This window comes from Pseudomonas sp. 30_B, assembly GCF_017491605.1.
Lineage (GTDB): Bacteria > Pseudomonadota > Gammaproteobacteria > Pseudomonadales > Pseudomonadaceae > Pseudomonas.
Map to the genome: position 1 here is coordinate 38,202 of NZ_JAFGYY010000011.1, position 24,548 is coordinate 62,749.

At 66.9% G+C, this 24,548-nt stretch carries 27 protein-coding genes; 14 read left to right on the plus strand and 13 right to left on the minus strand.

Going from position 1 to position 24,548, the window contains the following annotated elements; translation table 11 throughout:
- Positions 1–64: 64 nt before the first annotated feature.
- A complete protein-coding gene (locus tag J5M67_RS13935; protein WP_207885924.1) occupies positions 65–874 on the plus strand; it encodes a SirB1 family protein in 810 nt (269 codons plus the stop codon).
- Positions 875–909: 35 nt separating this feature from the next.
- Here the strand turns inward: J5M67_RS13935 and J5M67_RS13940 are convergent, their stop codons facing one another.
- The 3 genes from J5M67_RS13940 to J5M67_RS13950 form a co-directional block, all read right to left on the minus strand.
- On the minus strand, positions 910–3,438 hold the full coding sequence (locus J5M67_RS13940) for a LuxR C-terminal-related transcriptional regulator (RefSeq protein WP_207885925.1): 2,529 nt from the start codon (positions 3,436–3,438) through the stop codon (positions 910–912).
- A gap of 176 nt (positions 3,439–3,614) precedes the next feature.
- A complete protein-coding gene (locus J5M67_RS13945) occupies positions 3,615–4,985 on the minus strand; it encodes a DUF1329 domain-containing protein (RefSeq protein WP_207885926.1) in 1,371 nt (456 codons plus the stop codon).
- Positions 4,986–5,010: 25 nt separating this feature from the next.
- Positions 5,011–6,819 carry a DUF1302 domain-containing protein gene (locus J5M67_RS13950; protein ID WP_207885927.1) on the minus strand — a complete coding sequence of 603 codons (1,809 nt, stop codon included), beginning with the start codon at positions 6,817–6,819 and terminating at the stop codon, positions 5,011–5,013.
- A 293-nt stretch (positions 6,820–7,112) separates the two neighbouring features.
- On the opposite strand from J5M67_RS13950, the gene J5M67_RS13955 reads away from it, so the two are divergent.
- The 3 genes from J5M67_RS13955 to J5M67_RS13965 all read left to right on the plus strand — a co-directional run bounded on the left by J5M67_RS13955 (position 7,113) and on the right by J5M67_RS13965 (position 9,781).
- Entirely contained in the window at positions 7,113–7,865 is a 753-nt protein-coding gene (locus tag J5M67_RS13955) for a nuclear transport factor 2 family protein (protein WP_207886091.1), read from the plus strand.
- Between the two features lie 113 nt (positions 7,866–7,978).
- Positions 7,979–9,400, plus strand: coding sequence for an FAD-binding oxidoreductase (locus J5M67_RS13960; RefSeq protein WP_207885928.1), 1,422 nt, complete (start codon positions 7,979–7,981; stop codon positions 9,398–9,400).
- Between the two features lie 33 nt (positions 9,401–9,433).
- Complete coding sequence (locus tag J5M67_RS13965) at positions 9,434–9,781, plus strand: cupin domain-containing protein (RefSeq protein ID WP_207885929.1); 348 nt, start codon at positions 9,434–9,436, stop codon at positions 9,779–9,781.
- Between the two features lie 283 nt (positions 9,782–10,064).
- Here the strand turns inward: J5M67_RS13965 and J5M67_RS13970 are convergent, their stop codons facing one another.
- From J5M67_RS13970 to J5M67_RS14000, 7 genes are all read right to left on the minus strand, one after another.
- A complete protein-coding gene (locus tag J5M67_RS13970) occupies positions 10,065–10,832 on the minus strand; it encodes a crotonase/enoyl-CoA hydratase family protein (RefSeq protein ID WP_207885930.1) in 768 nt (255 codons plus the stop codon).
- A gap of 124 nt (positions 10,833–10,956) precedes the next feature.
- Positions 10,957–11,868, minus strand: a complete 912-nt coding sequence (locus tag J5M67_RS13975; protein ID WP_207885931.1) for an SDR family oxidoreductase — start codon at positions 11,866–11,868, stop codon at positions 10,957–10,959.
- Positions 11,869–11,974: 106 nt separating this feature from the next.
- Positions 11,975–12,268 carry a hypothetical protein gene (locus tag J5M67_RS13980; RefSeq protein WP_207885932.1) on the minus strand — a complete coding sequence of 98 codons (294 nt, stop codon included), beginning with the start codon at positions 12,266–12,268 and terminating at the stop codon, positions 11,975–11,977.
- A gap of 54 nt (positions 12,269–12,322) precedes the next feature.
- Entirely contained in the window at positions 12,323–13,246 is a 924-nt protein-coding gene (locus tag J5M67_RS13985; protein ID WP_207885933.1) for an alpha/beta fold hydrolase, read from the minus strand.
- Entirely contained in the window at positions 13,246–14,028 is a 783-nt protein-coding gene (locus J5M67_RS13990) for a class II aldolase/adducin family protein (RefSeq protein ID WP_207885934.1), read from the minus strand. The genes J5M67_RS13985 and J5M67_RS13990 overlap by 1 nt, the downstream gene beginning before the upstream one ends.
- Before the next feature lie 185 nt (positions 14,029–14,213).
- On the minus strand, positions 14,214–14,900 hold the full coding sequence (locus J5M67_RS13995) for an LrgB family protein (RefSeq protein WP_207885935.1): 687 nt from the start codon (positions 14,898–14,900) through the stop codon (positions 14,214–14,216).
- Entirely contained in the window at positions 14,887–15,264 is a 378-nt protein-coding gene (locus J5M67_RS14000) for a CidA/LrgA family protein (protein WP_207885936.1), read from the minus strand. The genes J5M67_RS13995 and J5M67_RS14000 overlap by 14 nt, the downstream gene beginning before the upstream one ends.
- A gap of 112 nt (positions 15,265–15,376) precedes the next feature.
- Here J5M67_RS14000 and J5M67_RS14005 point away from each other — a divergent pair, with 112 nt between their 5' ends.
- On the plus strand, positions 15,377–16,273 hold the full coding sequence (locus tag J5M67_RS14005; RefSeq protein WP_207885937.1) for a LysR family transcriptional regulator: 897 nt from the start codon (positions 15,377–15,379) through the stop codon (positions 16,271–16,273).
- A 79-nt stretch (positions 16,274–16,352) separates the two neighbouring features.
- Here J5M67_RS14005 and J5M67_RS14010 read toward each other — a convergent pair whose 3' ends face one another.
- Together J5M67_RS14010 and J5M67_RS14015 are read right to left on the minus strand one after the other, a co-directional pair.
- The gene (locus J5M67_RS14010; RefSeq protein ID WP_207885938.1) at positions 16,353–16,823 is read right to left on the minus strand and encodes a cupin domain-containing protein; all 471 of its coding nucleotides are present in this window, start codon (positions 16,821–16,823) and stop codon (positions 16,353–16,355) included.
- Positions 16,823–17,275: a flavodoxin gene (locus J5M67_RS14015; protein WP_207885939.1), complete on the minus strand. Its 453-nt coding sequence runs from the start codon at positions 17,273–17,275 to the stop codon at positions 16,823–16,825. Before J5M67_RS14015 ends, J5M67_RS14010 begins: the two co-directional genes overlap by 1 nt.
- 140 nt (positions 17,276–17,415) lie before the next feature.
- Between J5M67_RS14015 and folM the strand changes: the two genes are divergently transcribed.
- From folM to J5M67_RS14050, 7 genes are all read left to right on the plus strand, one after another.
- Entirely contained in the window at positions 17,416–18,141 is a 726-nt protein-coding gene (gene folM / locus J5M67_RS14020; RefSeq protein ID WP_207885940.1) for a dihydromonapterin reductase, read from the plus strand.
- A gap of 32 nt (positions 18,142–18,173) precedes the next feature.
- Complete coding sequence (gene folE / locus J5M67_RS14025) at positions 18,174–18,734, plus strand: GTP cyclohydrolase I FolE (RefSeq protein ID WP_207885941.1); 561 nt, start codon at positions 18,174–18,176, stop codon at positions 18,732–18,734.
- Between the two features lies 1 nt (position 18,735).
- Positions 18,736–19,107: a dihydroneopterin triphosphate 2'-epimerase gene (folX, locus tag J5M67_RS14030; RefSeq protein ID WP_207885942.1), complete on the plus strand. Its 372-nt coding sequence runs from the start codon at positions 18,736–18,738 to the stop codon at positions 19,105–19,107.
- Positions 19,108–19,234: 127 nt separating this feature from the next.
- Complete coding sequence (locus J5M67_RS14035; protein ID WP_152225632.1) at positions 19,235–19,546, plus strand: DUF1244 domain-containing protein; 312 nt, start codon at positions 19,235–19,237, stop codon at positions 19,544–19,546.
- A 13-nt stretch (positions 19,547–19,559) separates the two neighbouring features.
- Positions 19,560–19,898, plus strand: coding sequence for a HopJ type III effector protein (locus J5M67_RS14040; RefSeq protein WP_207885943.1), 339 nt, complete (start codon positions 19,560–19,562; stop codon positions 19,896–19,898).
- Positions 19,899–20,078: 180 nt separating this feature from the next.
- The gene (locus J5M67_RS14045; protein WP_207885944.1) at positions 20,079–20,855 is read left to right on the plus strand and encodes an ABC transporter substrate-binding protein; all 777 of its coding nucleotides are present in this window, start codon (positions 20,079–20,081) and stop codon (positions 20,853–20,855) included.
- 13 nt (positions 20,856–20,868) lie between these two features.
- A complete protein-coding gene (locus J5M67_RS14050) occupies positions 20,869–21,897 on the plus strand; it encodes a histone deacetylase family protein (RefSeq protein WP_207885945.1) in 1,029 nt (342 codons plus the stop codon).
- Positions 21,898–21,967: 70 nt separating this feature from the next.
- Here J5M67_RS14050 and J5M67_RS14055 read toward each other — a convergent pair whose 3' ends face one another.
- Positions 21,968–22,897 carry a LysR family transcriptional regulator gene (locus J5M67_RS14055; RefSeq protein WP_207885946.1) on the minus strand — a complete coding sequence of 310 codons (930 nt, stop codon included), beginning with the start codon at positions 22,895–22,897 and terminating at the stop codon, positions 21,968–21,970.
- A gap of 211 nt (positions 22,898–23,108) precedes the next feature.
- Here J5M67_RS14055 and J5M67_RS14060 point away from each other — a divergent pair, with 211 nt between their 5' ends.
- Positions 23,109–23,771 (plus strand): amino acid ABC transporter permease, encoded by a 663-nt coding sequence (locus J5M67_RS14060; protein ID WP_207885947.1) that lies wholly within the window; start codon positions 23,109–23,111, stop codon positions 23,769–23,771.
- Positions 23,768–24,529 carry an amino acid ABC transporter ATP-binding protein gene (locus J5M67_RS14065; RefSeq protein WP_152225642.1) on the plus strand — a complete coding sequence of 254 codons (762 nt, stop codon included), beginning with the start codon at positions 23,768–23,770 and terminating at the stop codon, positions 24,527–24,529. Before J5M67_RS14060 ends, J5M67_RS14065 begins: the two co-directional genes overlap by 4 nt.
- The last annotated feature ends 19 nt before the right edge of the window (positions 24,530–24,548 follow it).

Below are 24,548 nucleotides of genomic sequence, written 5' to 3' on the forward strand. Positions count from 1 at the left end.
ACGCGGGAGACTGGACGAGCGCGGCCCGCAACGGTTAAAACCGCAGGGTCAGCCGGAGAACGCCATGAACCCGCGTGAAGCCTGCCTCGCCTGCCTTGCCCAGGAGCCACCGGCCCTGTTCGAGGCGGCGCTGTGGATCGCCGCCGAGCACGAGCCGCACCAGAGCCCGGAACAGGCACGCCGCCTGTTCGACAGCCTGGCGCATCAGGTCGCGGTGGCGCTGCCGGTTGCCACCACGGATGCCGAGCGAGCCCAGGCGCTGCTACGCCGCCTGAGCGAACTGGGCTTCGCCGAAGATGACGAGTTCCCCCTGCAACCTCGCGCCGCCCTGCTCCCCAGGGTGCTGCAACGCCGCCACGGCCAGCCGCTGTCGCTGGCGCTGATTGCCCTGGAGATGGCACGCCAGCAGGGCATTTCCCTGGTGGGCGTGAATTTCCCCGGACGCTTCCTGCTGCGCGTCCCCGGCGCCGATCATCTGCTCGACCCGGCCACCGGCCGACGCCTCTATACCCGCGACTGCCGGGACCTGCTGGTGCGTCAGCTGGGACCGAAGGTGGAGCTGTCTGCCGCGCACCTGCAAACCGCCAGCGCCGCCGAGATGCTGCAGCGCCTGTCGCGCAACCTGCGGCAACTGCACCTGGGCGCCGGCGAACCGCTGGCGGCGCTCAAAGACGCCCAGCGCGTGCTGGAACTGGGCGAGCCGACCGCCGGCGATCATCTGGCCCGCGCCGATCTCTATCACGCGCTGGAATGCCCGCAGGCCGAACGCTACGACCTGGAGCGGGCGATGCTGCTCAGCGACGACCCCGCCGAGCACCTGCAACTGGCCCAGCGCCTGGCGGAGATCAGCGTGCCGCCCAAGGCCCTGCACTGAGCCATAGCGCCTGATTGCGATCTTACGAGCCAGCTTTAGACCTTCAGCAGCCCCAGCTCCTTCGCCCGCGCCACCGCCTGGGTGCGCCGCTCGACGCCGAGCTTGCCGTTGATTCGCCGGGCGTGGGTCTTCACCGTGTGCAGCGAGATGTAGAGGCGTTCGCCGATTTCCAGGTTCGAGCAGCCCCGCGCGATCAGCTCCAGCACCGAGAGCTCGCGCAGGCTGAGCAGGCTGTGCGCAGGCTCCTCGCCGGAACAGGGGCGAAGGCCGAACAACCCCGGCTGGCGGCGCTGGGTTTCCCGCAGCGTGGCGAGCAGGCCGAAGCGCTGCACCAGTGCCACGCCTTCATTGAGCGCCGCCCGCGCGCCTTCCACATTGCCGGCGATGTAACGGGCTTCGGCCAGCGCCAGCCAGACATCGCAGGCCAGGGTATTACGCCCCTGCCGCAGCAGGTCCGGCAGCATCGCGGAAAGGCGCAGCTGCGCACCTTCGACATCACCCTCGTAGAGTTCCGCGAGTGCCAGGCAGCTCTCCACCTGCAGGATCAGGTCGGGCGTGGCGGCCGGTGGGTTCAGGCGATCCGTGCGGCAGCGCGAGGCCACCCGCAGCAACACCTCGCGCGCCTGCCCTGCCCGCCCCTGGCGCAGGCTCAGGGCGCCGCTGAGCAGGAGCAGCCAACCTCGATACATGGCCTCGGGTACATGCTGCAGTTGCATAAGTCGCTCGACTTCCAGCAGACGGTTGAACGCGCCGTCGATGTCGTCATCCAGCGCATCCAGCCACGCCATGCCGGTGAGGCCGTAGACCAGGCTCGGATCATGGCTGCGACGGGTTTCGGTGAGGCCGGCGATGAACAGCTCGCGCGCCTCCTCGTTGCGCCCCTGGCGCAGGCTCAACCAGCCCCGGCGCAGGGCAACGCGCCCGGCCATGGCATTGCCGGTCACGCTGACCTCATCCAGGTAATCCTGCACCCGCGCCAGCAGGGCGTCGGCACGCTGCAATTCGCCGCGCTGCTCCAGCCACTGGGCACGGTCCAGCTCCAGCAGCGCCTCGAAGGTCAGGCTGCCGTGCAGCCGTGCCAGCCTGAGCGCGTCCCGGTTGAGCAGACGGGCTTCGGCAAGGTTGCCGCCGGCCTGGGCCTGCTGGGTCAGCGCCGACAGGCAGATCAGCTTCTGCGCCCAGGCGTCTTCCGGCAGGTACTCCAGCGCTTCGCGCAGCTGCTCGCGGGAACTGGCGCGGCCACGGGCATGGGCCAGCACTCCGGCAAGCCCCTGCCACTGTGCGACCAGCGCGCGCTGGCGGCGCTCACCGGGCATCGGCAGAAAGCGGGTGAACCCGGCAAGCAGCGCCTCGACGTCGTCCAGCCGGCCGACGAACAACAGGGTCCAGGCGTTGAGCACCAACAGGCGCGGCGTGCTGCACAGCAGCTCGTCCGGGAGCATGTCGCGCAGCGTGAGCACTCGTTCGATGTTACGCCCATGCAGCAGGTGTTCTTCGGTGAAGCGTTGCAGCAGGCTTGCCGCCTCGTCCGGCTGCTCGGCGAGCAAGGCGTGTTCGAACGCAGCGTGGAGGTCGCCGGACTGGCTGAACCACTGGCAGGCCCGGCGATGCAGCATCGCCGCCGGCCAGCGCGACAGGCGCGCCAGGGTCGGCGCCAGCATCGGCGCCACCTGGAACCGGTGCCGGGTGTTGTCCACCGGCTCGATCAGCGCGCCCCAGACGAGCAGGCCGTCCAGCCCCTGGCCGGGCGCATCGAACAGGTAGTCGCTGAGATCAGGGCCAAAGCGCGGAATGACCGCCAGCGCGCAGAGGATTTCCGCCAGCGACGCCGGCAAGGTGGTCAGCACCTCCCGTTGCAGATAGTCCTGCAACAGCGCGCCGCCGCTCTCCGCCACCTGGGCCGCGCACGGCACCAGGGCATCGCCGGCGAGGCTCAGCAGGCGCAGGCGGATGCCGGCGAACCAGCCACGGGTCGATTCATGCAGGGCTTCGCGCTGGGCCTGGGGCCACTCCAGGCCCGACAGGTGCAGATAGCGGTCGAGTTCGCCCTGGGTCAGCGCCAGGCTGGCGGCGTCCAGCTCCAGCAGCTCGCCTTCGAGCAGCAGGCGGGTCAGGTTGCACTTCGGCCGTCGCCGGCTGGCCAGCCACCAGCCAACCTGCGGTGAGGCCACGGCGAGCAGGCGGTCGAAGCAGTCGTCCAGTTCCGTATCCGGCGTGCGCGGGTAATCGTCGAGCATCAGCCAGATCGGCTCGCTGGTGGTTTCCAGCCATGCGCTCAATGCATCTTCGTCGCCGCGCAGCACCCCCAGGGCTTCCGCCAGCCGCTCGCAGAACTGCGCCGGCTCCAGCATCCGCCCACCGAAGCTCAACCAGACCACGCGGATGCCGGCCGGCGCCTGGCGCGCGCATTCGCTGAGCAGCACCGTCTTGCCGCAACCCGGTGGCGCCACCAGCAGGCGCAGACGGCATTCGGCGGCGCCCAGGCTGGCTTGCAGGCGCTCACGGGACAGGTGCTGGCGAGGCAGTCGCGGCAGCGCCGCGCGGTGCAGGGCGAATGTCGACATGGGCTTCTTCCGGCCATTTGCTGCGAGCCAGCCTATGCCTGGGCGCGCGGCGGGCAAAGAACCATCAGCCCCATTCATGCCACGTCATAGCGCGAGCGGTGCCAACCCCGCTCAGCCCTGAAAAAAAGAAACCCGGCGCCTCGCGTGAGGCGCCGGGCAAGGAGCACAGCAGTGGATCAGCGCACGCCGGTATTGCGCAGCGCCGCCGGGGTGAAGTCGGCCATGCTGGCCTTGTTGCCGAACTGGTAGCCACGCTTCTCCTCGTTGTTCAGGCCGAAGGTCACGTAGCGGCCGGCGAGGATGTCGTACAGCGACTCGGCGGCGTAGCCGGTGGCCAGTTCCGGGTAGAAGGTCATCGAGTGGCCCTCACCCACGCGCCACAGCTGGCCGCGGCCGTCATACAGCTCGGACTCGGCGATCTGCCAGCTGTCCTCGTCGAGGTAGAAGTGGCGGGTGGCGTAGATGTTGCGCTCGCCGGACTTCAGGGTGCCCACCACTTCCCACACGCGGTGCAGTTCATAGCGGGTCAGGTCCTGGTTGATATGGCCGGGTTTGACGATGTCGTCGTACTTGAGCTGCGGCGAGTTCAGCCGGTAGCTGTTGTAGGGGATGTACATCTCGCGCTTGCCCACCAGCTTCCAGTCGTAGCGGTCCGGGGCGCCGGAGAACAGGTCGTAGTTGTCCGAGGTGCGCATGCCGTCGGAGGCGGTGCCCGGGCCGTCGTAGGCCACCTGCGGGGCGCGGCGCACGCGGCGCTGGCCGGCGTTGTAGATCCACGCCAGACGTGGTTCCTTCACCTGGTCCAGGGTCTCGTGGACCAGCAGCACGTTGCCGGCCAGGCGTGCCGGGGCGGTCACCTCCTGCTTGAAGTAGGTGAGGATGTTGCCGGTCTTGCTGGCGTCCTGCTCGGCCATGCTCTGCGGCACCGCGATCGACTCCTCGAAGCGGATCGGCGTGTAGCTGCCGTTGGTCTGCGGCACCACCTGCACCACCACGCGGGAGATGTTGCCGCCGTGGTAGCGGGTCAGGTGGTTCCACAGCGCCTGCACGCCGTTCTTCGGAATCGGGAAGGCGTAGTAGCGGCTCTTGTCGAAGTTCTCCAGGCCGTTGCCGTCGTTGATCGGCTGGACGAACTCGGCGCTGCGCTTGATCGCGCCGTAGACCTCATCGGGCAGCGCGAAGCTGCGGTGGGTCTTGTACACCGGGATCTTGTAGGTATCCGGATAACGCTTGAACAACGCCAGCTGGCCGGCGGAAAGCTTGTCCTTGTACTGGTCCACGTTCTGCGCGGTGATGGTGAACAGCGGTTTCTCGCCAGCGAAGGGATCGGAAAGGAAACCCTTGGCGTCCACCTTGCCGGCGTCGCGGGCGATGCCGCCGGTCCAGGCCGGAATGCTGCCGTCGGCGTTGCCTTCCTTCTGCGAGCCCATGGGCGTCAGGCTGCTGCCCAGTTTCGCCACCTCGTCGGCGGAGACCGCGGCCATCACCCCGCAGGACAGCAGGCTCAACGCCAGCGCGCCGCATTGAAGGATTCTTGTCGTTCTCATACGTCGGTTCCTTGGGTCAGGCGGGTCAGAAGTTCACGCCGAGGCTGAGCGAAACGAAGTCGCGGTCGACGATGGTGTTGTAATCGCCGCCGAAGAAGTTCGTGTAGTTCAGGCTCGCGGTGTAGGTGTTCTGGTACTCGGCGTCGAGGCCGACGCTGGCGGCCTTGCTGCCTTCGTTGAAGACCGGGCCGTAGCCGTGCACGTCGTGGGACCAGGCAATGTTCGGCTTGAGGTTCACCCCGGCGAACACGTTGTTGTAGTCCCAGATGGTGCGGGCGCGGTAACCCCAGGAGGACGAGGTGTAGAAGCCGCCGCTGCCGTACTGGGCATCGGCCACCGCGTTCTCCGGCACGCCGAACACCGAGTCGCGGCCGTAGCGTTCGCCGACCTTGTCGGTCATGCCGCCGACGTAGGTCACGCCGATTTCACCCACCAGGGTGACGCGGTCGGCGCCCATGGCCTGGTCGAAGAAGTGGGTGAAGGTGGTCTGCGCCTGGCTCACGTCTTTGCGTATATAGCCGTGGTTGACCTGCTCGGCCTGGGCCAGGGCGCCCGCCACGCCGCCGCTGGCGAAGCCGCCGGCAACCGTGGTGGCCAGCAGCGGCGTCAGGTCGGTGGTGTTGAGCTGCAGCGGCATGTTCGGCCGGAAGCTGAACTCACCCTGCCAGGCGGTGCCGGTGGGCAGCGTGGTGGAGAAGCTCAGGCCGTACAAGCGGATGTCCTCGGGGTATTCGAGGAAGTAGTGGCCGCGTCCCAGCAGGATCGGCTGGGCCAGTGCCGGGGCACCCGCGCCGATGGCGCGCAGGGCGTTGCCGATGTCGGCGGCGCTGGCGTTCTGCATGCTCACGATGGGCGTACGGCTGTGGTAGTTCATGGCGTAGGCGCCGTACTCGACATCATCGCCCAGCCAGCGCATGGAAAGGCCCCACTGCCCGGAATCACGGGCATCGCGGTCGGCGCCGCGCGGCACCATCAGGCCCTCGGGCGTCACGGTGACGCCCAGGGAATTGAGCAGCGCCTTGGTCGCCGGGGCGTTCAGCGCGGTGACGGTGTTCTTGTCGAGGATGTTGTAGTTGGTGTTACAACCGTCGGCCGCCACGTCGGTGGTGGAGAAGAAGGTGCCGCAGTTGTCCAGCACCGTCTGGTCCCACTCCAGCTGGTAGAAGCCTTCCACGGACAGCGAATCGGTGAGGCTCTGCGACATGTAGAGCATGTTCACCGGGATCAGACCTTCCTTGATTTCCGAACCGGGCCGGCGGAAGGCGGAGACGTCGATGGGGTTGATGGCGTTGATGCTGTTGCCGATGAAGGTGCTCTCACCCCAGCTCACCACCTGCTTGCCCAGGCGCACGGTGCCGGGCATGTCGGCGATGGAATAGTTGTAGTAGCCGAAGGCGTCGAGCAACTGCGCCCCGGACGACTTGGCGCCCTCCTTGCGGCCGCTGTTGGAGATCGGCTTCCAGTCGGTGTCTTCGTCCTCCAGGCGGAAGTCGTACCAGTACTTGCCACGGGTGAAGACGCCGAAGTCCCCATACTTCAGCTCCAGGTCGTGGATGCCCTTGAAGATCTTCGAGAAGGTGTCGCCCTTGCGGAAGTTCAGGCGTCCGTCGTCGTTGGTCTGGGTCATGCCGTGGCCGCCGTTGGCGGAGCCGATCAGGTCCTGCTTGGGACTCTGGGTACTCCAGCTGGCCCCCACGGACAGGCTGGAGTCGAACTGTCCTTCGATTTCCCCAATGTTGAAGTTGATGGCCTGAGCCTGGGTGGCGCATCCCAGGGCGACAGCGGTGGCGAGCAGTTGCGGTTGGAAGAATCCGCGCCTTGTTTTTGTTGTCATGCGGCTCTCCTGATGGTGTCGAGGTGGCTACACCCTACTCAGGCCCCCGAGGGGGAGTAAGCGCTCCAAGGTGGTATTCGAGCTGTCGCCCGAAAGAGTGAATCCCCGCTCTGCCATGGGGCTCTTCAGGTGACATTGGCGCAGGCAATGACGGGCCATCGAGCATCTGGATAGTGCATCGGCCATTGCCACTACCCGAACGCCGCGCTCTGGGGCAGACTTGGCAACCTATGCAAGCCATCGACCAACGCCCCACCGACAGCCATCTCACCGAACAGACCCGCGAGGTGGTGCTGCGCTATCACCAATGCTGGAAGCACCGCGACCTCGATGCGGTGCTCGCGCTCTACCATCCGCAGGTGGAGTACAACGACTTCTTCCAGAACCGTACCCTGGGCTTTGCCGACCTGCGCGACTATGTGCAGGGCACCATGCCCAGCCGTCCGGAAGAGTTCCTCGCCCACATCGACCGCATCCGCGTGGATGGCGATACCGCGTTCATCCAGTACCGCATCGCCTTCACCCTCAGCGGGCGCCTGGCGACCTTCCACTCCAGCGAAGCGATCACCGTGCGCGACGGCCTGATCTGGCGCATCAACGAATACGCCTCGGTGGTGCGCGAGGGCGCCGAGAACCGCTCGCAGGCCAGCGACCCGCGCCCGGCCACCAGCCGCCTGGGCCTCTCGCCGCGCCAGCTGAGCCAACTGGCCAGCGACCTGGAGCACTACTTCAGCAAGAGCCAGCCGTACCTGGCGCCGGACCTGGACCTGACCCAGGTGGCCACCGCCACCGGCTACACCCGCAACCAGATTTCCTACCTGCTCAATCAGGTGATGGGGCTGAGCTTCTACCAGTATGTCAACCAGACGCGCCTCACCCACCTGCTCGCCCAGCTGCGCCCGCCGCTGCCGGCGCGCATCGACGAACTGGCGTTCTCCGCCGGCTTCAACTCGCTGTCGGCCTTCTATCGCTGCTTCCGCCAGCACACCGGGCAGTCCCCGCGCGAATACCTGAAGCGCCTGCGCGACGAGCAGAACGACGCCTGACCGCCAGTTGCCAGCGGGTGCGCGGGCACTCCCCGCGTACCCGCGCAGACGACAGAACCCCGCGCCACCTCTAGGCTTGACGACATTCCCCCACTTCCCCTCCGGAGTCGTCTATGTCGGCATGGCGTCATATCAGTCTGTGGATGAACCAACTGGACGACGACCTCGTCCCGCGCCCTGCCCTGCAAGGCTCGCTGGACGTCGACGTGGCCATCGCCGGCGCCGGCTACACCGGACTGTGGACCGCCTATTACCTGAAGCAGCGCGCGCCGCAGCTGAAGATCGCCATCGTCGAAGCGGAAACCGCCGGCTTCGGCGCCTCCGGCCGCAACGGCGGCTGGCTGATGGGCAACATCCTCGGCGAGGATCGCCTGCTGGCCGGCCTGTCGCCGGAACAGCGCCGCGCTTCCTACGACCTCCTGCACGACATCCCCGATGAAGTCGGCCGCGTGATCGAACGTGAAGGCATCGATTGCGACTACCGCAAGGGCGGCGTGCTCTACACCGCCGCGCGCTACCCGGAACAGGAGCGCCGCCTGCGCGACTACCTCACGCACCTGCATGCCGAGGGCCTGACCGAGGACGACTACCGCTGGCTGAGCGCCAGCCAGCTCGCCGAACAACTGCGCATTCCCAGCGCGCTGGGCGCCATCCACACCCCGCACTGCGCCACCATCCAGCCGGCGAAGCTGGTCCGTGGCCTGGCCCGCGCCGTGGAGCGCCAGGGCGTGCAGATATTCGAGAAGAGCCGCGTGACCCACTGGGCGCCCGGCCTGCTGCGCACCGACCGGGGCGAGCTGAAGGCGCACTGGGTGGTGCCGGCCATCGAAGGCTACGCCGCCGACCTGCCGCCGCTGGGCAATTACCAGCTGCCGGTGCAGAGCCTGCTGGTGGCCACCGAGCCGCTGCCGGAATCGGTCTGGGCCGAGATCGGCCTGGAAAAAGGCCAGGCCTTCAGCGAATTCAGCCGCCAGGTCACCTATGGCCAGCGCACCGCCGACAACCGCCTGGCCTTCGGCGCCCGCGGCGGCTACCGCTTCGGCGGCAAGCTGCGCAGCGATTTCAGCCTGACCGACGATGAAGTGGGCCTGCGCCGCTACCTGTTCGGCGAACTCTTCCCGCAACTGAAGGACGTGCGCATCACCCACACCTGGGGTGGCAACCTCGGCATGTCACGCCGCTTCCACCCGCACATGCTGATCGACCGTCGCAATGGCATCGCCCTCTCCGGCGGCTACGGCGGCGAAGGCGTCGGCGCCACCAACCTGGGCGGCCGCACCCTCGCCGATCTGATCCTCGGCCAGCACAGCGAACTGACCCGCCAGCCTTGGGTGATCGACGACCGCAGCGTGCAGGACGGCCTGCGCGGCTGGGAGCCCGAGCCGTGCCGCTGGCTGGGCTACAACGCAATCATCCACAGTTTCGTGCACGAAGACGAAGTGCTGGCCAACCCGCACAGCGCCCCGTGGCGCCGTCGCCTGGCGGAGAAAGTCGCCGCGACCATGGAAGGCCTGATGACCTGGAAGGTCGGCTGATCAGCCCTTAGAGAAAACCCACTGGAGCCCCGAATGAAACTGACCCACCTGAAGAACACCCTGCACGCCGAACTCGGTGAAGCCAACCCGGTCGCCGTGCCGCTGGGCGAACCGGTGTCGGAGACCCGCGTGGAATCCATCGAGCGCACCGATGGCGTGGAAACCGGCATCTGGGAATGCACCCCCGGCCGCTGGCGCCGGCAGATCGTCGAGCAGGAGTTCTGCCACTTCATCTCCGGCCGCGGCACCTTCACCCCGGACGGCGGCGAGACCATCGCCTTCCAGGCTGGCGACGCCTTCCTGCTGCCGCAGAACAGCCTGGGCGTGTGGGACATCCAGGAAACCGTGCGCAAGACCTATGTGATCATCCAGCGGGATTGATCGGCGTACCGTAGGGCGTACAACCGTTCGCGGTTGTACGCCGATGCACCTCGCCGCATCGCGGGCGGAGTCCGCTTCTACGGAAAGACGCGGCTCTCGTAGGAGCGGATCCTATCCGCGAAACCCATCGCGGATGACTCCGTTCCAACAGGGAAATGCCGACATATCGCGCCTAGGTAGGAGCGGACTCCGTCCGCGATCAGCGGCGCACGCCAGCGCCACGCCAGGTTCGCGAGCAAGCTCGCTCCTACAAAAAAGCGCAGCATTGTTTTCCGCACGCCTCTCAAAACTCCCCGTGCCGCCCTTCCCCATCGGCGAAGCGCTGCGCCCCTTCCACCGTCTCTCCGCTCTGGATCACCGCCAGCCCACCCTGGAATTCATTGGCCATCGCCACATCGAAGGACAGGGTCCACTGCGTGAAGACGCTCGCCCGGTCGGCCAGCATGCAACGCTGAGGAAACTCGGCGATCTCCCGCGCCAGCTCTTCCGCCGCCTCCAGCGCCTGCCCGCGCGGCACCACGCGGTTGGCCAGGCCCATCGTCAGCGCCTCCTGCGCCCCCACTGGGCGGCCGGTGAGGATCATGTCCAGCGCCCGGCCCTGGCCGATGATGCGCGGCAGACGCACGGTGCCGCCGTCGATCAGCGGCACGCCGAAGCGCCGGCAGAACACGCCGCATACCGCGTCCTCGGCCATCACCCGCATATCAGCCAGCAACGCCAGCTCCAGCCCGCCGGCCACGGCGTAACCCTCGATGGCGGCGATCAGCGGCTTGGACAACTGCATCCGGCTGGGGCCCATCGGCGCGTCGCCTTCGGTTTCCAGGCGATTGCGCCGCTCGCCGCCCTCGGCCACCGCCGCCAGATCGGCGCCCGCGCAGAAGGTGCCGCCGGCACCGGTGATCACCGCGACCCGAGCCTCCTCGTCCTGCTCGAAGTCGCGCAAGGCATCGGCCAACGCCTGGGCGGTGGGCAGGTCCACGGCATTGCGTACCGCGGGACGGGCGATCACCAGGGTGGTGACCGGGCCGTTCCTCTCGATTATCACGCTCATGGCGAACTCCTTGGGCATCGAGGCAGAAAAGCAAAGGGCCGACTCTGAGCCGGCCCTTCCACCTTACTGCGTCCGCCGCCCCGGAACAGCCCCGCTGGCCGTTCCGCCGGTCAGGCTGGCCGGATCAACCGGCGTATTTCTGCAGGTTCGCCATCATTTCGCGCAGCGCTTCGACGTTGTCCTTCGGATGTGCGGCATTCTCGAAATCGCAGATCTGCGCGAAGTTGGCCGCCACATCCTCGACGCTGAAGCCCTCGCGCGGGTCGAAGCCCACGCCCAGGCTGCGCTCCCAGCGCACCTTGCCGATCCAGCCGCCGCCCACTTCGAACAGGCCGGAAGTCTCCTGGCAGGCTTCGCTGCCCAGGTACACCACCAGCGGGCTGACCAGCTCGGGCTTGAGCTGCTCGAACACCTGCGGCGGGATCAGGCCTTCGGTCATGCGGGTGCCGCCGGTGGGGGCAATGGCGTTGACGAAAATATTGTTCTTGCGGCCCTCGATGGCCAGGTTGCGGGTCAGGCCGTAGAGGCCGAGCTTGGCCATGCCGTAGTTGCTCTGGCCGAAGTTGCCGTAGATACCGGAGGTGGACGAGGTGAAGATCACCCGGCCATAGCCCTGCTCGCGCATGAACGGCCAGGCGGCGTGGGTCACCTTGTAGGCGCCCTCGACATGGACCTTGTAGACCAGGTCCCAGTCGGCGTCCTCCATCTTGTGGAAGGTCTTGTCGCGCAGGATGCCGGCGTTGTTCACCACCACGTCGATGCGGCCGAATTCCTCCACGGCCTGGCGGACGATCTTCTCGCCGTCGGTCACCGAGTCGTGGTTGGCGATGGCGGTGCCGCCGGCTTCGCGGATTTCCGCCACCACGCGGTCGGCGGCCGAAGCGTTGGCGCCTTCACCGTGGGTGCTGCCGCCCAGGTCGTTCACCACCACCTTGGCGCCGTGCTTGGCGAACAGCAGCGCATGGGCGCGGCCGATACCGCCGCCGGCTCCGGTAACGATCACGACTCTTCCGTCGAAACGCAGGGCATCACTCATGGTCGGACTCCAGGCAGGTCTGTTTTTTCCGGAGTGTCCGGCAGTCACGATTCGGTCACAAGCAAGACGATTGGGGCGAATGTTGCCCAATAAGGCCGGGGGATGATCAGCGGATCGGCAGGTTCAGTTCGTCGCGCGGGCCGAGCTTGAACAGCCACCAGTCGTACTCGCTCCAGAACAGCAGCAGGCCGAAGGCCGGCAACAGCGCCAGGGCGCCCAGTGCGGCGGGCACCCAGTCCTGCATCGTCCAGGCGTAATAGCAGCCGGCGGCGCAGACACCCACCAGCAGCAACAGCACGGGCACGGCGACGAAGGCGAAATCCCGGCGCAGGTGCAGCAGCGCCCGGTACAGCAGCGAACCCTGCGGCTGACGGACGGGAATGACGGATCTGAGTGGCATGGCAGCGGCCTCCGGCTGGACAAAGCCGGGGAAGCTACCGCCGCCACATGGAGTTCAGCTATCGGCTCGTTCTGAATCTCTCGACAGATCGGTCTGTACCTGTCGAACCCGTTCCTGTCGGAACGCCAGATAGTGCTGTAGCACCTGCTCCGGCGCTTCCACCTGCGGGTAATGGCCGATGCCTGGGAGCTCGACGGTGTCCGGTTGCGGGATCAATTCCCGGTAGCGCGCCACCATGTGCGCGCCGGAAATCGGGTCCACCGGCCCGTCGATCACCCGCAGCGGCACCCGCGTGCGCTGCATCGCGCCGACCCAGCGTTCGCGGTGCTCGCGGCGGTCGAGGATGTAGTGGATCAGCCGGTGCATCACCCGCGGGCCGTCGTTATGGCGGATCAGCTCCCAGAAGGCATCCAGCTCCGCCTCCGAGGGCTGCGTCGCGGGGCCGAACACCCTGGCGAAGTTCTGCGCAAGGCGTCGGCGATCGAACAGCCGGGCGAACAGGCCGCCCAAGGGGCTGAGCAGCAGCTTCTGCGACAGCACCGCGCGGTGGGTTTCCGGGAACAGGCCGCCGTTGAGGAACACGCAGGAGGCCAGGGCGAATCCGCCCTCCTCATGCCGCGCCAGCAGTTCCTGGCCGACGCTGTTGCCGTAGTCGTGCACCAGCAGGTGCACCGGTTCGTGCACGTCCAGGTGCACCAGCAATGCCTGCTGCAGGTCGGCCTGTTCGAGGATGCGGTAGTCGTGGCCACGTGGTTTGGCGGAGTCGCCGAAGCCGAGCATGTCGCAGGCGATCACCCGGTAGCGCTCGGCCAGCGCACACCACAGGTAGTGCCAGTCCCAGGACGCCGTGGGAAATCCGTGGATCAGCAGCAGCGGCTCGCCGCTGCCGGCGCTCCAGTAGCGAATCGGGTGGCCGCGGAAGGTGAAGGAACTGCCCTGGGCGCGCCAGTCGCGCAGGGCGATGCCGTCCAGCGCCATCAGTCGCGGTAGCCGGGGTTCTGCTGGTCCAGCTTGCGCAGCAGCGCCGGCCAGGCCAGCGCGCCGCCCAGGCCCTGCTTGCTGCGGGTGACGCCGGCGGCCATGGCCATGGCGCCGTCGAGGATCTGCTGCGGGATCATGATCAGTTCAGCGCCGCCGCCCTGGGCCAGCACCTGGATTTCGCAGGCGCGCTGCAGGATGAACATCATCAGGAAGGTGTCGGCGATGCTCGGTCCGCAGGTCATCAGGCCATGGTTGGGCAGGATCATGAAGCCGGCTTCGCCCAGGTCGGCCTGCAGGCGGGCCTTCTCGTCATGGTTCAGCGCCACGCCCTCGTAGCCGTGGTAGGCGAGGCTCGACAGCACGAACAGCGATTGCTGGGAAATCGGCAGCAGGCCCTGCTTCTGCGCGGAAACGGCGATGCCGGCGGCGGTGTGGGTGTGCAGCACGCAGTCGACGTCGTGGCGGACTTCGTGGACGGCACTGTGGATGGTGTAGCCGGCGGGGTTGATCTCGTAGGGGCTGTCCATCAGCTTCTTGCCGGCGAGATCGACCTTCACCAGGCTGGACGCGGTGATCTCGTGGAACATCATGCCGAAGGGGTTGATCAGGAAGTCTTCGGTGCCGGGCACCTTGGCGGAAATGTGGGTGAAGATCAGGTCGTCCCAGCCATGCAGCGCGATCAGACGGTAGCAGGCGGCGAGGTCGACGCGGGTCTGCCATTCGGCGGCGGAGACCTGGTCCTTGACGTTCGCGGTGGGCAGCGGGTGTGCGGCGTGCATGGTCGGAAGCCTCTTCGTTGTTGTTGTGCGATGCAGCAGTCTAGCCAGCACAGCGGGCCGTGGACTGTCACGGAGCTGACAGTCGTCTCCGGCATGGCCTGCCGAATGACGCGCCATAAGCCGGGACGTGGGTAGCCCACGCCCCGGCCCGACAACGAAGCGTAGAAACGCCCAGTTTCAGCCGATCACAGGCAGTACGCCAGGACGGGCGCCAGCAGCAGGTTGAACAGGCCGGTGAGGACCATCAGCAGGCCCGCCGCCGAACCTTCCTCACCGCCGAACTCATAGGCCCGGCTGGTGCCCGCGCCGTGGGCGCCGACGCCCAGCAGCGCACCGCGGGCCAGGGCCGAACGCAGGTGCAGCAGGCGCATCAGCACACCGCCGACCAGGGCGCCGAACACCCCGGTGATCATCACGAAGGCGGCGGTCAGCGCCGGCACGCCGCCCAGGTCATGGGACATCTCCATGGCGAACGGCGTGGTGATCGAGCGCGGCAGCAGCGACAGGGTCACCTGGCCGTCCAGAGACAGCGCATGGGCCAGCGCCCAGGAGCTGCCGATGGCCATGGTCGAGCCGGCGAGCATGCCGGTCAGCAGCGCCGGCCAGTGGCGGGCGAGCAAGGCGCGCTGCTGCCAGATCGGGATGGCGAAAGCCACGGTGGCCGGCCCGAGCAGCGCCACCAGCCAGTTGGTGTCGCGGGCGTAGTCGGCGTAGGTGGCGCGCATCGGGATCGCCAGGGCGAACAGCAGCACCGGGACGAACACGATGGGCGACAGCCAGTACTGCTGGTAACGGCGGTACAGCAGGCGACTGAGCAGGTAGCCGCCCAGGGTGGCGGCCAGCCAGAACAGCGGTTGCTTATCGAGATTCATGGCGCGACCTCCAGTGGCACATCCACTCCACCGCCAGCGCGGTGGCCAGCATCACCAGCACGGTGCTGGCGGTGATCACCAGCAGGATCTTCCAGCCCTCGCTGCGCAGCAGCGGACCGTAGTCCAGCAGGCTCATCAGCGCGGGAATGAAGAACAGCAGCATCTCCGCCAGCAGCACGCCGGCGCCGCCCTGCAGCAGGGCCGGACGGATCGCCCCGCAGGCGAACAGCACCAGCAGCAGCGCCAGCCCGATCACCCCGCCCGGCAGCGGCAGGCCGGTGAGCGTGGCGATCCAGCCGCCGATCCACCAGAAGGCGGCCAGGACGGCGAGTTCGAAAATCAGGCGGGCGGCGCGGCGGAACATGGCGGCGATCTCGAAGTGTTTGGGGAAGCAGAAATGCTTCGGGAATGGTGCAAAGCCTACGCCCGCGCCTATCATCTCCAAAGCGAATAGATCGAATCGGAGCCATTCCAGAATGGAATTCAAGCAACTGCGCACCTTCGCCGAAGTGGTACGCCAGGGCAGCTTCACCCAGGCCGCCGTGCACCTGAACGCCAGCCAGTCGGCGGTGAGCAAGCAGGTCGCCCAGCTGGAGCAGAGCCTGCGCGTGCAGTTGCTGGAACGCAGCGGCCCGCACATCCGCCTGACCGCCGCCGGCGAGGTGGTGCTGCGCCGCGCCGAGGACATGCTGCGCCTGCGCCGCGAGCTGCTCACCGAACTGGACGACCTCACCCACCTGCAAAGTGGCGAGCTGCGCCTGGGCCTGCCGCTGCTGGGGGCCGACGCGCTGTTCGCCGGGCGTTTCGCCGAGTACCGGCGGCGCTACCCGAACATCGCCGTGCACCTGATCGAGGGCGGCAGCAAGACCATGGAAGAGCTGGTCTACAGCGGCGAGCTGGAACTGGGCGGCGGCCTCACCCCGGAAGACCCGGCCTTCGACCACCAGCCGTTCTGCAACGAGCCGCTGGACGCCCTGCTCCCCGCCGATCATCCGCTGGCCTCGCGGGAAAGCCTGAGCCTGGTGGAACTGGCCGATACGCCCTTCCTGCTCTACCAGCAGAGCTTCACCCTGAATGACCGGCTGCTGCGTGCCTGCCGCGAGCTGGGTTTCGAGCCGAAGGAAGGTGGCCGCAGCGGCCAGGCGGACTTCCTCGGCGCGCTGGTCGCCGCCGGCCAGGGCGTGGTGTTGTTGCCACGGGTGGTGGCCGAGGAACTGGAGCGTCCGGGGGTGGCGCGGGTGCTGATGAGCCAGCCGGACCTGAGTTGGGACATCAGCTTCATCTGGCGGCGCGACGCCTACCTGTCGAATGCGGCAAAGGCATGGCTGGAACTGATGCGGGAGATGCCGTTGCATCCGGCGAACAAGGCGTGATGCGGTTCGCGAGCAAGCTCGCTCCTACAGGTCCGCGCCGGCATGCTCTTCGTAGGAGCGAGCTTGCTCGCGAACGGACTTACAGCAGCTCGGGAAACTCCCCGACGAGCTGCGGCCACTCAAGCTGCGCCTGCGCGTCATCCGACAACAATTTGAACCCGGCGAACTCGAACGCCGGCGAGACGGTGCACCCCACCAGCACGTAATCCCCCAGGCAGCGCGCCGCCTGCCAGGCGTGGGCGGGCACCGCGCGCTGCGGCAGGCTGCCCTCGCCCACCGGACCGAGCGTTTCGATGCGTACGGGAGCGTCCGGCTGTTCGGCCACCAGCAGCTCCAACGGCCCGCCCTCGTGGTAATGCCACAGCTCATCGGCATCGACACGGTGCCAGCGGCTGACCGTGCCGCCAGGCAACAGGAAGAAGATCGCCGAAGATTGCTGGCGACCATCCGCGCCCTCCAGCGCCGATTCGAACACCCGGCGATAGAAGCCGCCCTCGGGGTGCGGAGCGAGGCCAAGGGTATCGATCAGGTAGCGGGCGCGGGGATGCATCAGGCTTTCAGCGCGGCGATGAACTCGGCGATCCAGGGCTCGGAATCGGTCTCCTGGTCCACCGTCTCGCTGCCGTCCAGGCGCAACATCGGCACCACTTCGCGCATGCCCAGCTCCACCAGCAGCTCGCGCACCAGTTCGCCGCCGCCGCAGTAGGTGTCGCCATAGCTGGAATCGCCCAGGGCGATCACGCCGCCCGGACGGTCGCGCCAGTTGGGCAGGCGGTCGCGCAGGGCGTAGTACAGCGGCTGGAAGGTGTCCGGCAACTCGCCCATGCCGGTGGTCGAAGTCACCACCAGCAGCGCCTCGGGACCGAAGGCCAGCAGGCCGTCGAGGGTCACGCGCGGGTCGTGCCAGGCTTCGAAGCCTGCCGCTTCGAGCAGGCGCTTGGCGTGGCGCGCGACCTCTTCGGCGGTGCCGTAGACCGAGCCGGACAGAATGGCGACTTTCATGATCACTCCCACAGGGCAAGACAAGGCCACCCATTATGCCCCATCCGTGCCCGGCCGCGCCGGGGCTGGTATAGTTTTGCCCTACCCGGCCGCTCGGATATTCCCCGGCGCGGCGTTCCCCCCGATTTCACGAGGCGCACATGGGCAACACCCCGGCCCCCATCCTGATCACCGGCGCCAGCCAGCGCATCGGCCTGCATTGCGCGAAGCGCCTGCTCCAGGACGGCCACCCGGTGATCGCGACCTACCGGCAGGAAAAGCCCGGCGTCGACGAACTGCGCCAGCTCGGCGCCACCTGCCTGCATGCGGAACTGGCCGACGAAGCCGGCATCCTCGCCTTCATCGACGCGCTGAAGTCCCGCACCGACCGCCTGCGCGCGATCGTCCACAACGCCTCGGCGTGGATCACCGAAGAGCCCGGCCATGAGGCCGATGCCTTCGGCGAACTGTTCCGCCTGCACATGCTCGCGCCCTACCTGATCAACCTGCGCTGCGCCGAGCTGCTCGAACGCGATGCGGCCGAACGCGGCGCCCCGACGGACATCATCCACCTCTCCGACGACGTCGCCCGCAAGGGCAGCGCCAACCGCATCGCCTACTGCGCCAGCAAGGCCGGCCTGGACAACCTCACCCTGTCCTTCGCCGCCAGCCTCGCGCCGCGCATCAAGGTCAACGGCATCGCGCCGGCACTGATCCTGTTCAACCCCGATGACGACGCGGACTACCGCGCGCGCACCCTGGCGAAATCCGCCCTGGGTATCGAACCGGGCGCGGACGTGATCTACCAGAGCGTGCGCTACCTGCTCGACAGCCCTTACGTGACCGGAACCACCCTGACCGTCAACGGCGGCCGGCACCTGAAATGACCCGCCCGGCGCGGGCGCGAGGAACTCCCACCATGATCGAAGACCTGTCTCACCACTACCGTGAGATTCTCAAAGGGCTCGGCGAAGACCCCGAGCGCGAGGGCCTGCTCGACACCCCCAAGCGCGCAGCCAAGGCCATGCAGTACCTCTGCCACGGCTACGGGCAGACGCTGGAGGAAATCGTCAACGGTGCGCTGTTCGCCTCGGACAATGACGAAATGGTGATCGTCAAGGACATCGAGCTCTACTCCTTGTGCGAACATCACCTGCTGCCCTTCATCGGCAAGGCGCATGTGGCGTACATTCCCACCGGCAAGGTGCTGGGCCTGTCGAAGGTCGCGCGCATCGTCGACATGTTCGCGCGGCGCCTGCAGATCCAGGAAAGCCTGACCCGGCAGATTGCCGAGGCGGTCGCCCAGGTCACCAGTGCCGCGGGCGTCGCGGTGGTGATCGAGGCGCAGCACATGTGCATGATGATGCGCGGGGTGGAGAAGCAGAACTCGGTGATGAACACCTCGGTGATGCTCGGCGCCTTCCGCGACTCCAACACCACCCGCCAGGAATTCCTGAAACTGATCGGACGGAGCAAGTGAAATGACGCAGCTGCAGCCAGGCATGGCGCGAATCCGGGTCAAGGATCTGCGCGTGCGCACCTACATCGGCATCAAGGAAGAGGAAATCCTCAACAAGCAGGACGTGCTGATCAACCTCACCATCCTCTATCCGGCCGGTGACGCGGTGCAGGTCAACGACATCGAGCATGCGCTGAACTACCGCACCATCACCAAGGCGATCATCGCCCACGTGGAAGAGAACCGCTTCGCCCTGCTCGAACGCCTGACCCAGGAACTGCTCGACCTGGTGATGAGCAACCCGGCCGTGCACTACGCTGAAGTGGAAGTCGACAAGCCGCACGCCCTGCGTTTTGCCGAATCGGTGTCCATCGCGCTGGCCGCCCAGCGCTGACCGGCCGGTCGCACAAGCTGTACGCCCGTGCCAGTCGGCCAACGGGCGTTGCTGGCCGATCGCCCCGCTCTATAGAATCGCGCCAGCCCCGCCATGCGCCTCTGATGCGCCCAATGAGAGACACGCCATGACCGAGCCCATGAACCTGACCGACGAACAGCGTACCGAACTCGAGGCCGCTGCGTTCCGCACCCTGGTGCAGCACCTGCGCACCCGCAAGGATGTGCAGAACATCGACCTGATGAATCTTGCCGGCTTCTGCCGCAACTGCCTGTCCAAGTGGTACAAGGCCGCGGCCGACGACATGGGACTGGACGTCAGCCCCGACCAGGCCCGCGAAGAGATCTACGGCATGCCTTACGCCGAATGGAAGGCCAAGTATCAGACGGAAGCGTCGCCAGCCCAGCAGGCGGCCTTCGATCACGCGAAAAAGCACTAACGAGTTTGCCTTGATGACCCTCAACGATTTTCGCGCGCGCCTGCGCAGCGAGCAGCACCTGTTCACCGACACCCTGGCGTACATCGCCGAGCACTACAGCTACACCCCCAGCGCGTTCAGCAACGGCACCGTGGAAAACTCCGCCGGGCAGAACGAAGGCTCCTGCAAGACCCTGGGCTTCGCCATCCTCGAAGGCCTGAGCCAGGAAGAGTCGCTGCTGGCGTTCGGCGAGCACTACCGCGCTGTGCGTGAGAACCCCGAGGGCAGCGACCACGCCAACATCCGCGCCCTGCAGACCACCGGCCTGGCCGGCGTCAACTTCGAGCGCCAGCCGCTGTCGCGTCGCGGCTGAGTTCGTTGGTTTCATGAAAAAGCCCCGCCTTGGCGGGGCTTTTTCTTGTCCGCGCCAAGCACCCGCGCAGGTGCTTAGCCAAACGACTCATGTGATTGAAAAACAACATAGATTGACGCGAAAAGAGGCGATTGGAACACTCCTGGGCACTTCCTCACCCACCACCGGGAGCTTCGCCAAATGACAAGAACAATGCGCGCCCTGGCCAGCGGTCTGCTGCTGGCATCCACCTGCCTCCTGCCCTTCCTCGCCCAGGCCGACGACCTTCAGAGCATCAAGCAGAAAGGCGAACTGAGCTTCGCCCTTACCGGCAAATACCCACCCTTCAGCTTCATCGACATGGACGGCAAGCTGCAGGGCTTCGACGTCGACATCGGCGACGGTATCGCCCAGCGCCTGGGCGTGCAGGCCAAGCCGATCACCACCGCCTGGGACGGCATCATCGGCGGCCTGCTCGCCGGCAAGTACGACGCCATCATCGGCAGCCTGGCGATCACCGACGAGCGCATGAAGGCGGTGGACTTCTCCGAGCCCTACTACCTCTCCGGCGCGCAGCTCTTCGTGCGCAAGGACAGCCCGCTGCAAGGCATCGACGAGATGGACGGCAAGGTCATCGGCATCACCCTGGGCGAGACGTACGAAAGCTGGCTGCGCGAGCACAAGCCGAACGTCACCCTGAAGACCTACAAGGGCCTGCCGGACATCCTGCTGGACCTGCAGAACAAGCGCATCGACGGCTTCGTCACCGACAAGATCGCCGGCCTCCTGACCATCCGCGACCGCCACCTGGACGCGCGCCCGGCCGGCGCCCTGCTCTACCCTGAGAAGATGGGCATCGCCGTGCGCAAGGACAGCCCCGAGCTGAAGGCCGCCATCAACGCGGCGCTCGCCGACCTCGACAAGGACGGCACCTACAAGGGCATCAGCGAGAAATGGCTGGGCACCGACATCCGTTGAAGGACACCGCGCAATGCTGACCTACTTCCACCCCGACCAGTACCTCCACCATCCGCGCACCTACCTGTCCCGCGGACAGATGCGGGTGCCGCAGGAGGTGCCCGAGCGTCCCCGGCGCCTGCTGCAGGCCGTCGAACGACTGGGCTTCGAGCTGCGCCAGCCCGAGGACCACGGCATGCAGCCGCTCAGCGCGGTGCACTGCCCCGAGTACCTGCGTTTTCTCGAAGAAGCCCACGGCGAGTGGAAAGCCACCGGCCAGGACTGGGGCGAGGAGGTGATCTCCAACGTTTTCGTCCGCCAGCCCAACCCGCTGCGCGGCATCCTCGCCAAGGCGGCGCGCTACCTCGCCGACGGCAGCTGCCCGGTGGGCGAACAGACCTGGCGCGGCGCCTACTGGTCGGCGCAGAGCGCCGTCGCCGGCGCCCGCGCCCTGCTCGACGGCCAGCCCGAAGCCTACGCGCTGTGCCGGCCGCCGGGGCACCATGCGCGGCGCGATGCGGCCGGCGGTTTCTGCTACCTGAACAACGCTGCCATCGCCGCCCAGGAACTGCGCAAGGGCCACGCCCGCGTCGCCGTGCTGGACACCGACATGCACCACGGCCAGGGCATCCAGGAAATCTTCTACGAGCGCGACGACGTGCTCTACGTGTCGATCCACGGCGACCCGACGAACTTCTACCCGGTGGTCGCCGGCTACGAGGACGAAAAGGGCACCGGGGCCGGCTACGGCTACAACCTCAACCTGAGCATGCCCCACGGCTCGCCCGAGTCGGTGTTCTTCGACCGCCTGCAAGAGGCCATCGCCGCGCTGCGCCGCTTCGAGCCGGACGCCCTGGTGCTGTCGCTGGGTTTCGACATCTACGAGCTGGACCCGCAATCCCAGGTCGCGGTGACCGGCGACGGTTTCCGCCGCCTCGGCCAGGCGATTGGCGGGTTGAAGCTGCCGACGCTGATCGTGCAGGAAGGCGGCTACCACCTGGAGAGCCTGAAGGACAATGCCGAGCAGTTCTTCAACGGCTTCCTCGCGCCCCGCAAAGCGTGATGCAGCAGCGGGCGGCTTCGGCCGCCCGCTTCAGAACCTGTTTATGCTCTCGCGAGCGTAAGCAGGTTTCTCACGCCGCCGGCAGGCGCAACGCCCCAGCACAATCCTCGCGCTGCAACATCGTCTCGACCACCTGCGCCAGCGCCAGACGCACGTCGCCCACCAGGCGATTGCTCTTCAGCTCCTGCTTGTACACCAGGTAGAAATTGAACCACTGCTCCAGCGCGAAGGGCCGGCTGACCAGCTTCGGGCTCTCGCACAGGTCAGCAGCGGTGATGGCGTTGACCAGGCTCAGCCCGCCGGTCATTTCGATCATCGCGCCCATGCACGACAGGCTGGACTGCAACTCGTGGCGCAGCAGGCGGCGCAGGCTGTTGTCGCGGTAGATCAGGTGGTCGGACTGGATCGGCTTGATCAGCGCCTGCCCGTCGAGGTCGGCCAGCTCCAATTCCGCCTTCCCCGCCAGCTCGCTGGCCGCCGGCATCAGCACGCGCATGCGCGCCGAGACCATGGGCGCGAACAACAGGTTGGGCTCGTGCACCTCGTAGGAGACCAGCGCCATGTCCAGCCGCCCGGCTTCCACCTCGGCGATCAGCCGGCCGCTGGCCGCCACGTCCAGCGACACCGCGATGCCCGGATGGGCCTGCAGGTAACGCTGCACCAGGCCGGGCCCGAAGCGGTGGCCGAGGCCGGGCGCGCAGCCCAGCTTCAGCGACGCCACGCCGCTGTCCTGGAGGACGAACAGGTCCTCCTCGATACGCGCCAGGTTGCCCATCAGCAGGACCGCCTCGTTGAGCATGTAGCGCCCGGCGGCGGTGATCTGCAGGCGTTGGTTCTCGCGGGTGAACAGGCGAATCTTCAGCGACTCCTCCAGCCGCGCCAGGGCGTGGCTCACCGCCGACTGAGTGAGCCCCAGCTGCACCGCGGCCTGGCGCGTGGAACCGGTGGTGGCGATGGCGTGGAAGATTTCCAGGTCGCGCAGGCTGAACTCGGTACGCATGGTGGGGATGCATCCTGGCCGGTCAAATGATGAAAAAAGATCATAAATTGACGCTATTTTTTGTCAATGCAAGACTCACCCCGTGTTCACGAACAACTGAAACCCGCTTGCCTGGCGGGCCTAAGCCAGAACACATGGGTATTAAAATAATTTGTAGGAACCACCATCCATTCACCACGGATGGCTCCAGAGACCCAACCCGAGAATAAGAATGTTCGACTTCAACCTGGTGCTCCACTACCTCCCCATGCTGCTCAAGGCAGCCGGAGTCACGGTCGAGCTGACGCTGCTGGCCATCGTCTTCGGCCTGCTGATCGGCCTGCTCGCCGCCCTCGCCCGCCTGTCCCGCCACCGGCTGCTGCGCTGGATCGCCGGCACCTATATCTGGCTGATCCGCTCGACGCCGCTGCTGGTGCAGCTGTTCATCATCTACTTCGGCCTGCCGCAGTTCGGCCTCGAACTGTCGCCCTTCACCTCCGGGGTGATCGGCCTGGCGCTGAACGTCGGCGCCTACAACGCCGAGACCATCCGCGCCGGCATCCAGGCCATCCCCCACGGGCAGATCGAGGCGTCACGCTCGCTGGGCTTCGGCAGCGTGCGCACCATGCGCCTGATCATCCTGCCGCAGGCCTTCAAGCTGATCGTGCCGCCGCTGGGCAACAACCTGATCATCCTGATCAAGGACACCTCGCTGGTCTCCACCATTACCCTGGCCGAGCTGTTCATGCGCACCCAGCAGCTGGTGGGCGCGACCTTCAAGCCATTCGAGCTGTACTTCGCCTGCGCGCTGATCTACGCGCTGCTGACCAGCATCACCAGCCTGCTGCTGCAAGTGTTCGAGCGGCGGCTTCTGCTCAAGGGGGGACGGGCATGAACATCGCCGACGTACAGATCCAGCTGAAAGATATCCACAAGCACTACGGCCCGCTGGAGGTGCTCAAGGGCATCGACCTCGACGTGCGCCGGGGCGAGGTGATGGTACTGATTGGCCCCAGCGGCTCGGGCAAGAGCACCCTGCTGCGCTGCGTGAACATGCTCGAACAGCCCACCCGCGGCGAGATCCACTTCCAGGGTCAGTTGATCAACGACCGCCGCCGCAGCCACGGCGCCCAGGAGAAATACCTCAACAGCCTGCGCATGAAAGTCGGCATGGTGTTCCAGCACTTCAACCTGTTCCCCCACCTCACGGTGCTGGAGAACATCACCATCGCCCCGACCCAGCTGCAGGGCATCGACCCGCGCCAGGCCCGCGCCGAGGCGGAGGAACTGCTGGAGAAGGTCGGCGTGCTGGACAAGCGTGACGTCTACCCCGGCAACCTTTCCGGCGGGCAGAAGCAGCGGGTGGCCATCGCCCGCGCCCTGGCGCTGAAGCCTGACGCGATGCTGTTCGACGAACCCACCTCGGCACTCGACCCGGAAATGGTCGGCGGCGTGCTGACGGTCATGGAAAGCCTCGCCCGCAGCGGCATGACCATGATGGTGGTGACCCACGAGATGCGCTTTGCCGAGAAGGTCGCCGACCGCGTGGTGTTCATGGCCGACGGCAACATCGTCGAGCAGGGCACCCCGCAGGAAGTGTTCCGCCAGCCGCAGCAGCAACGCACCCGCTCCTTCCTCGCCGACATCGGCTGATTCGCTACCAAGGGCGCGC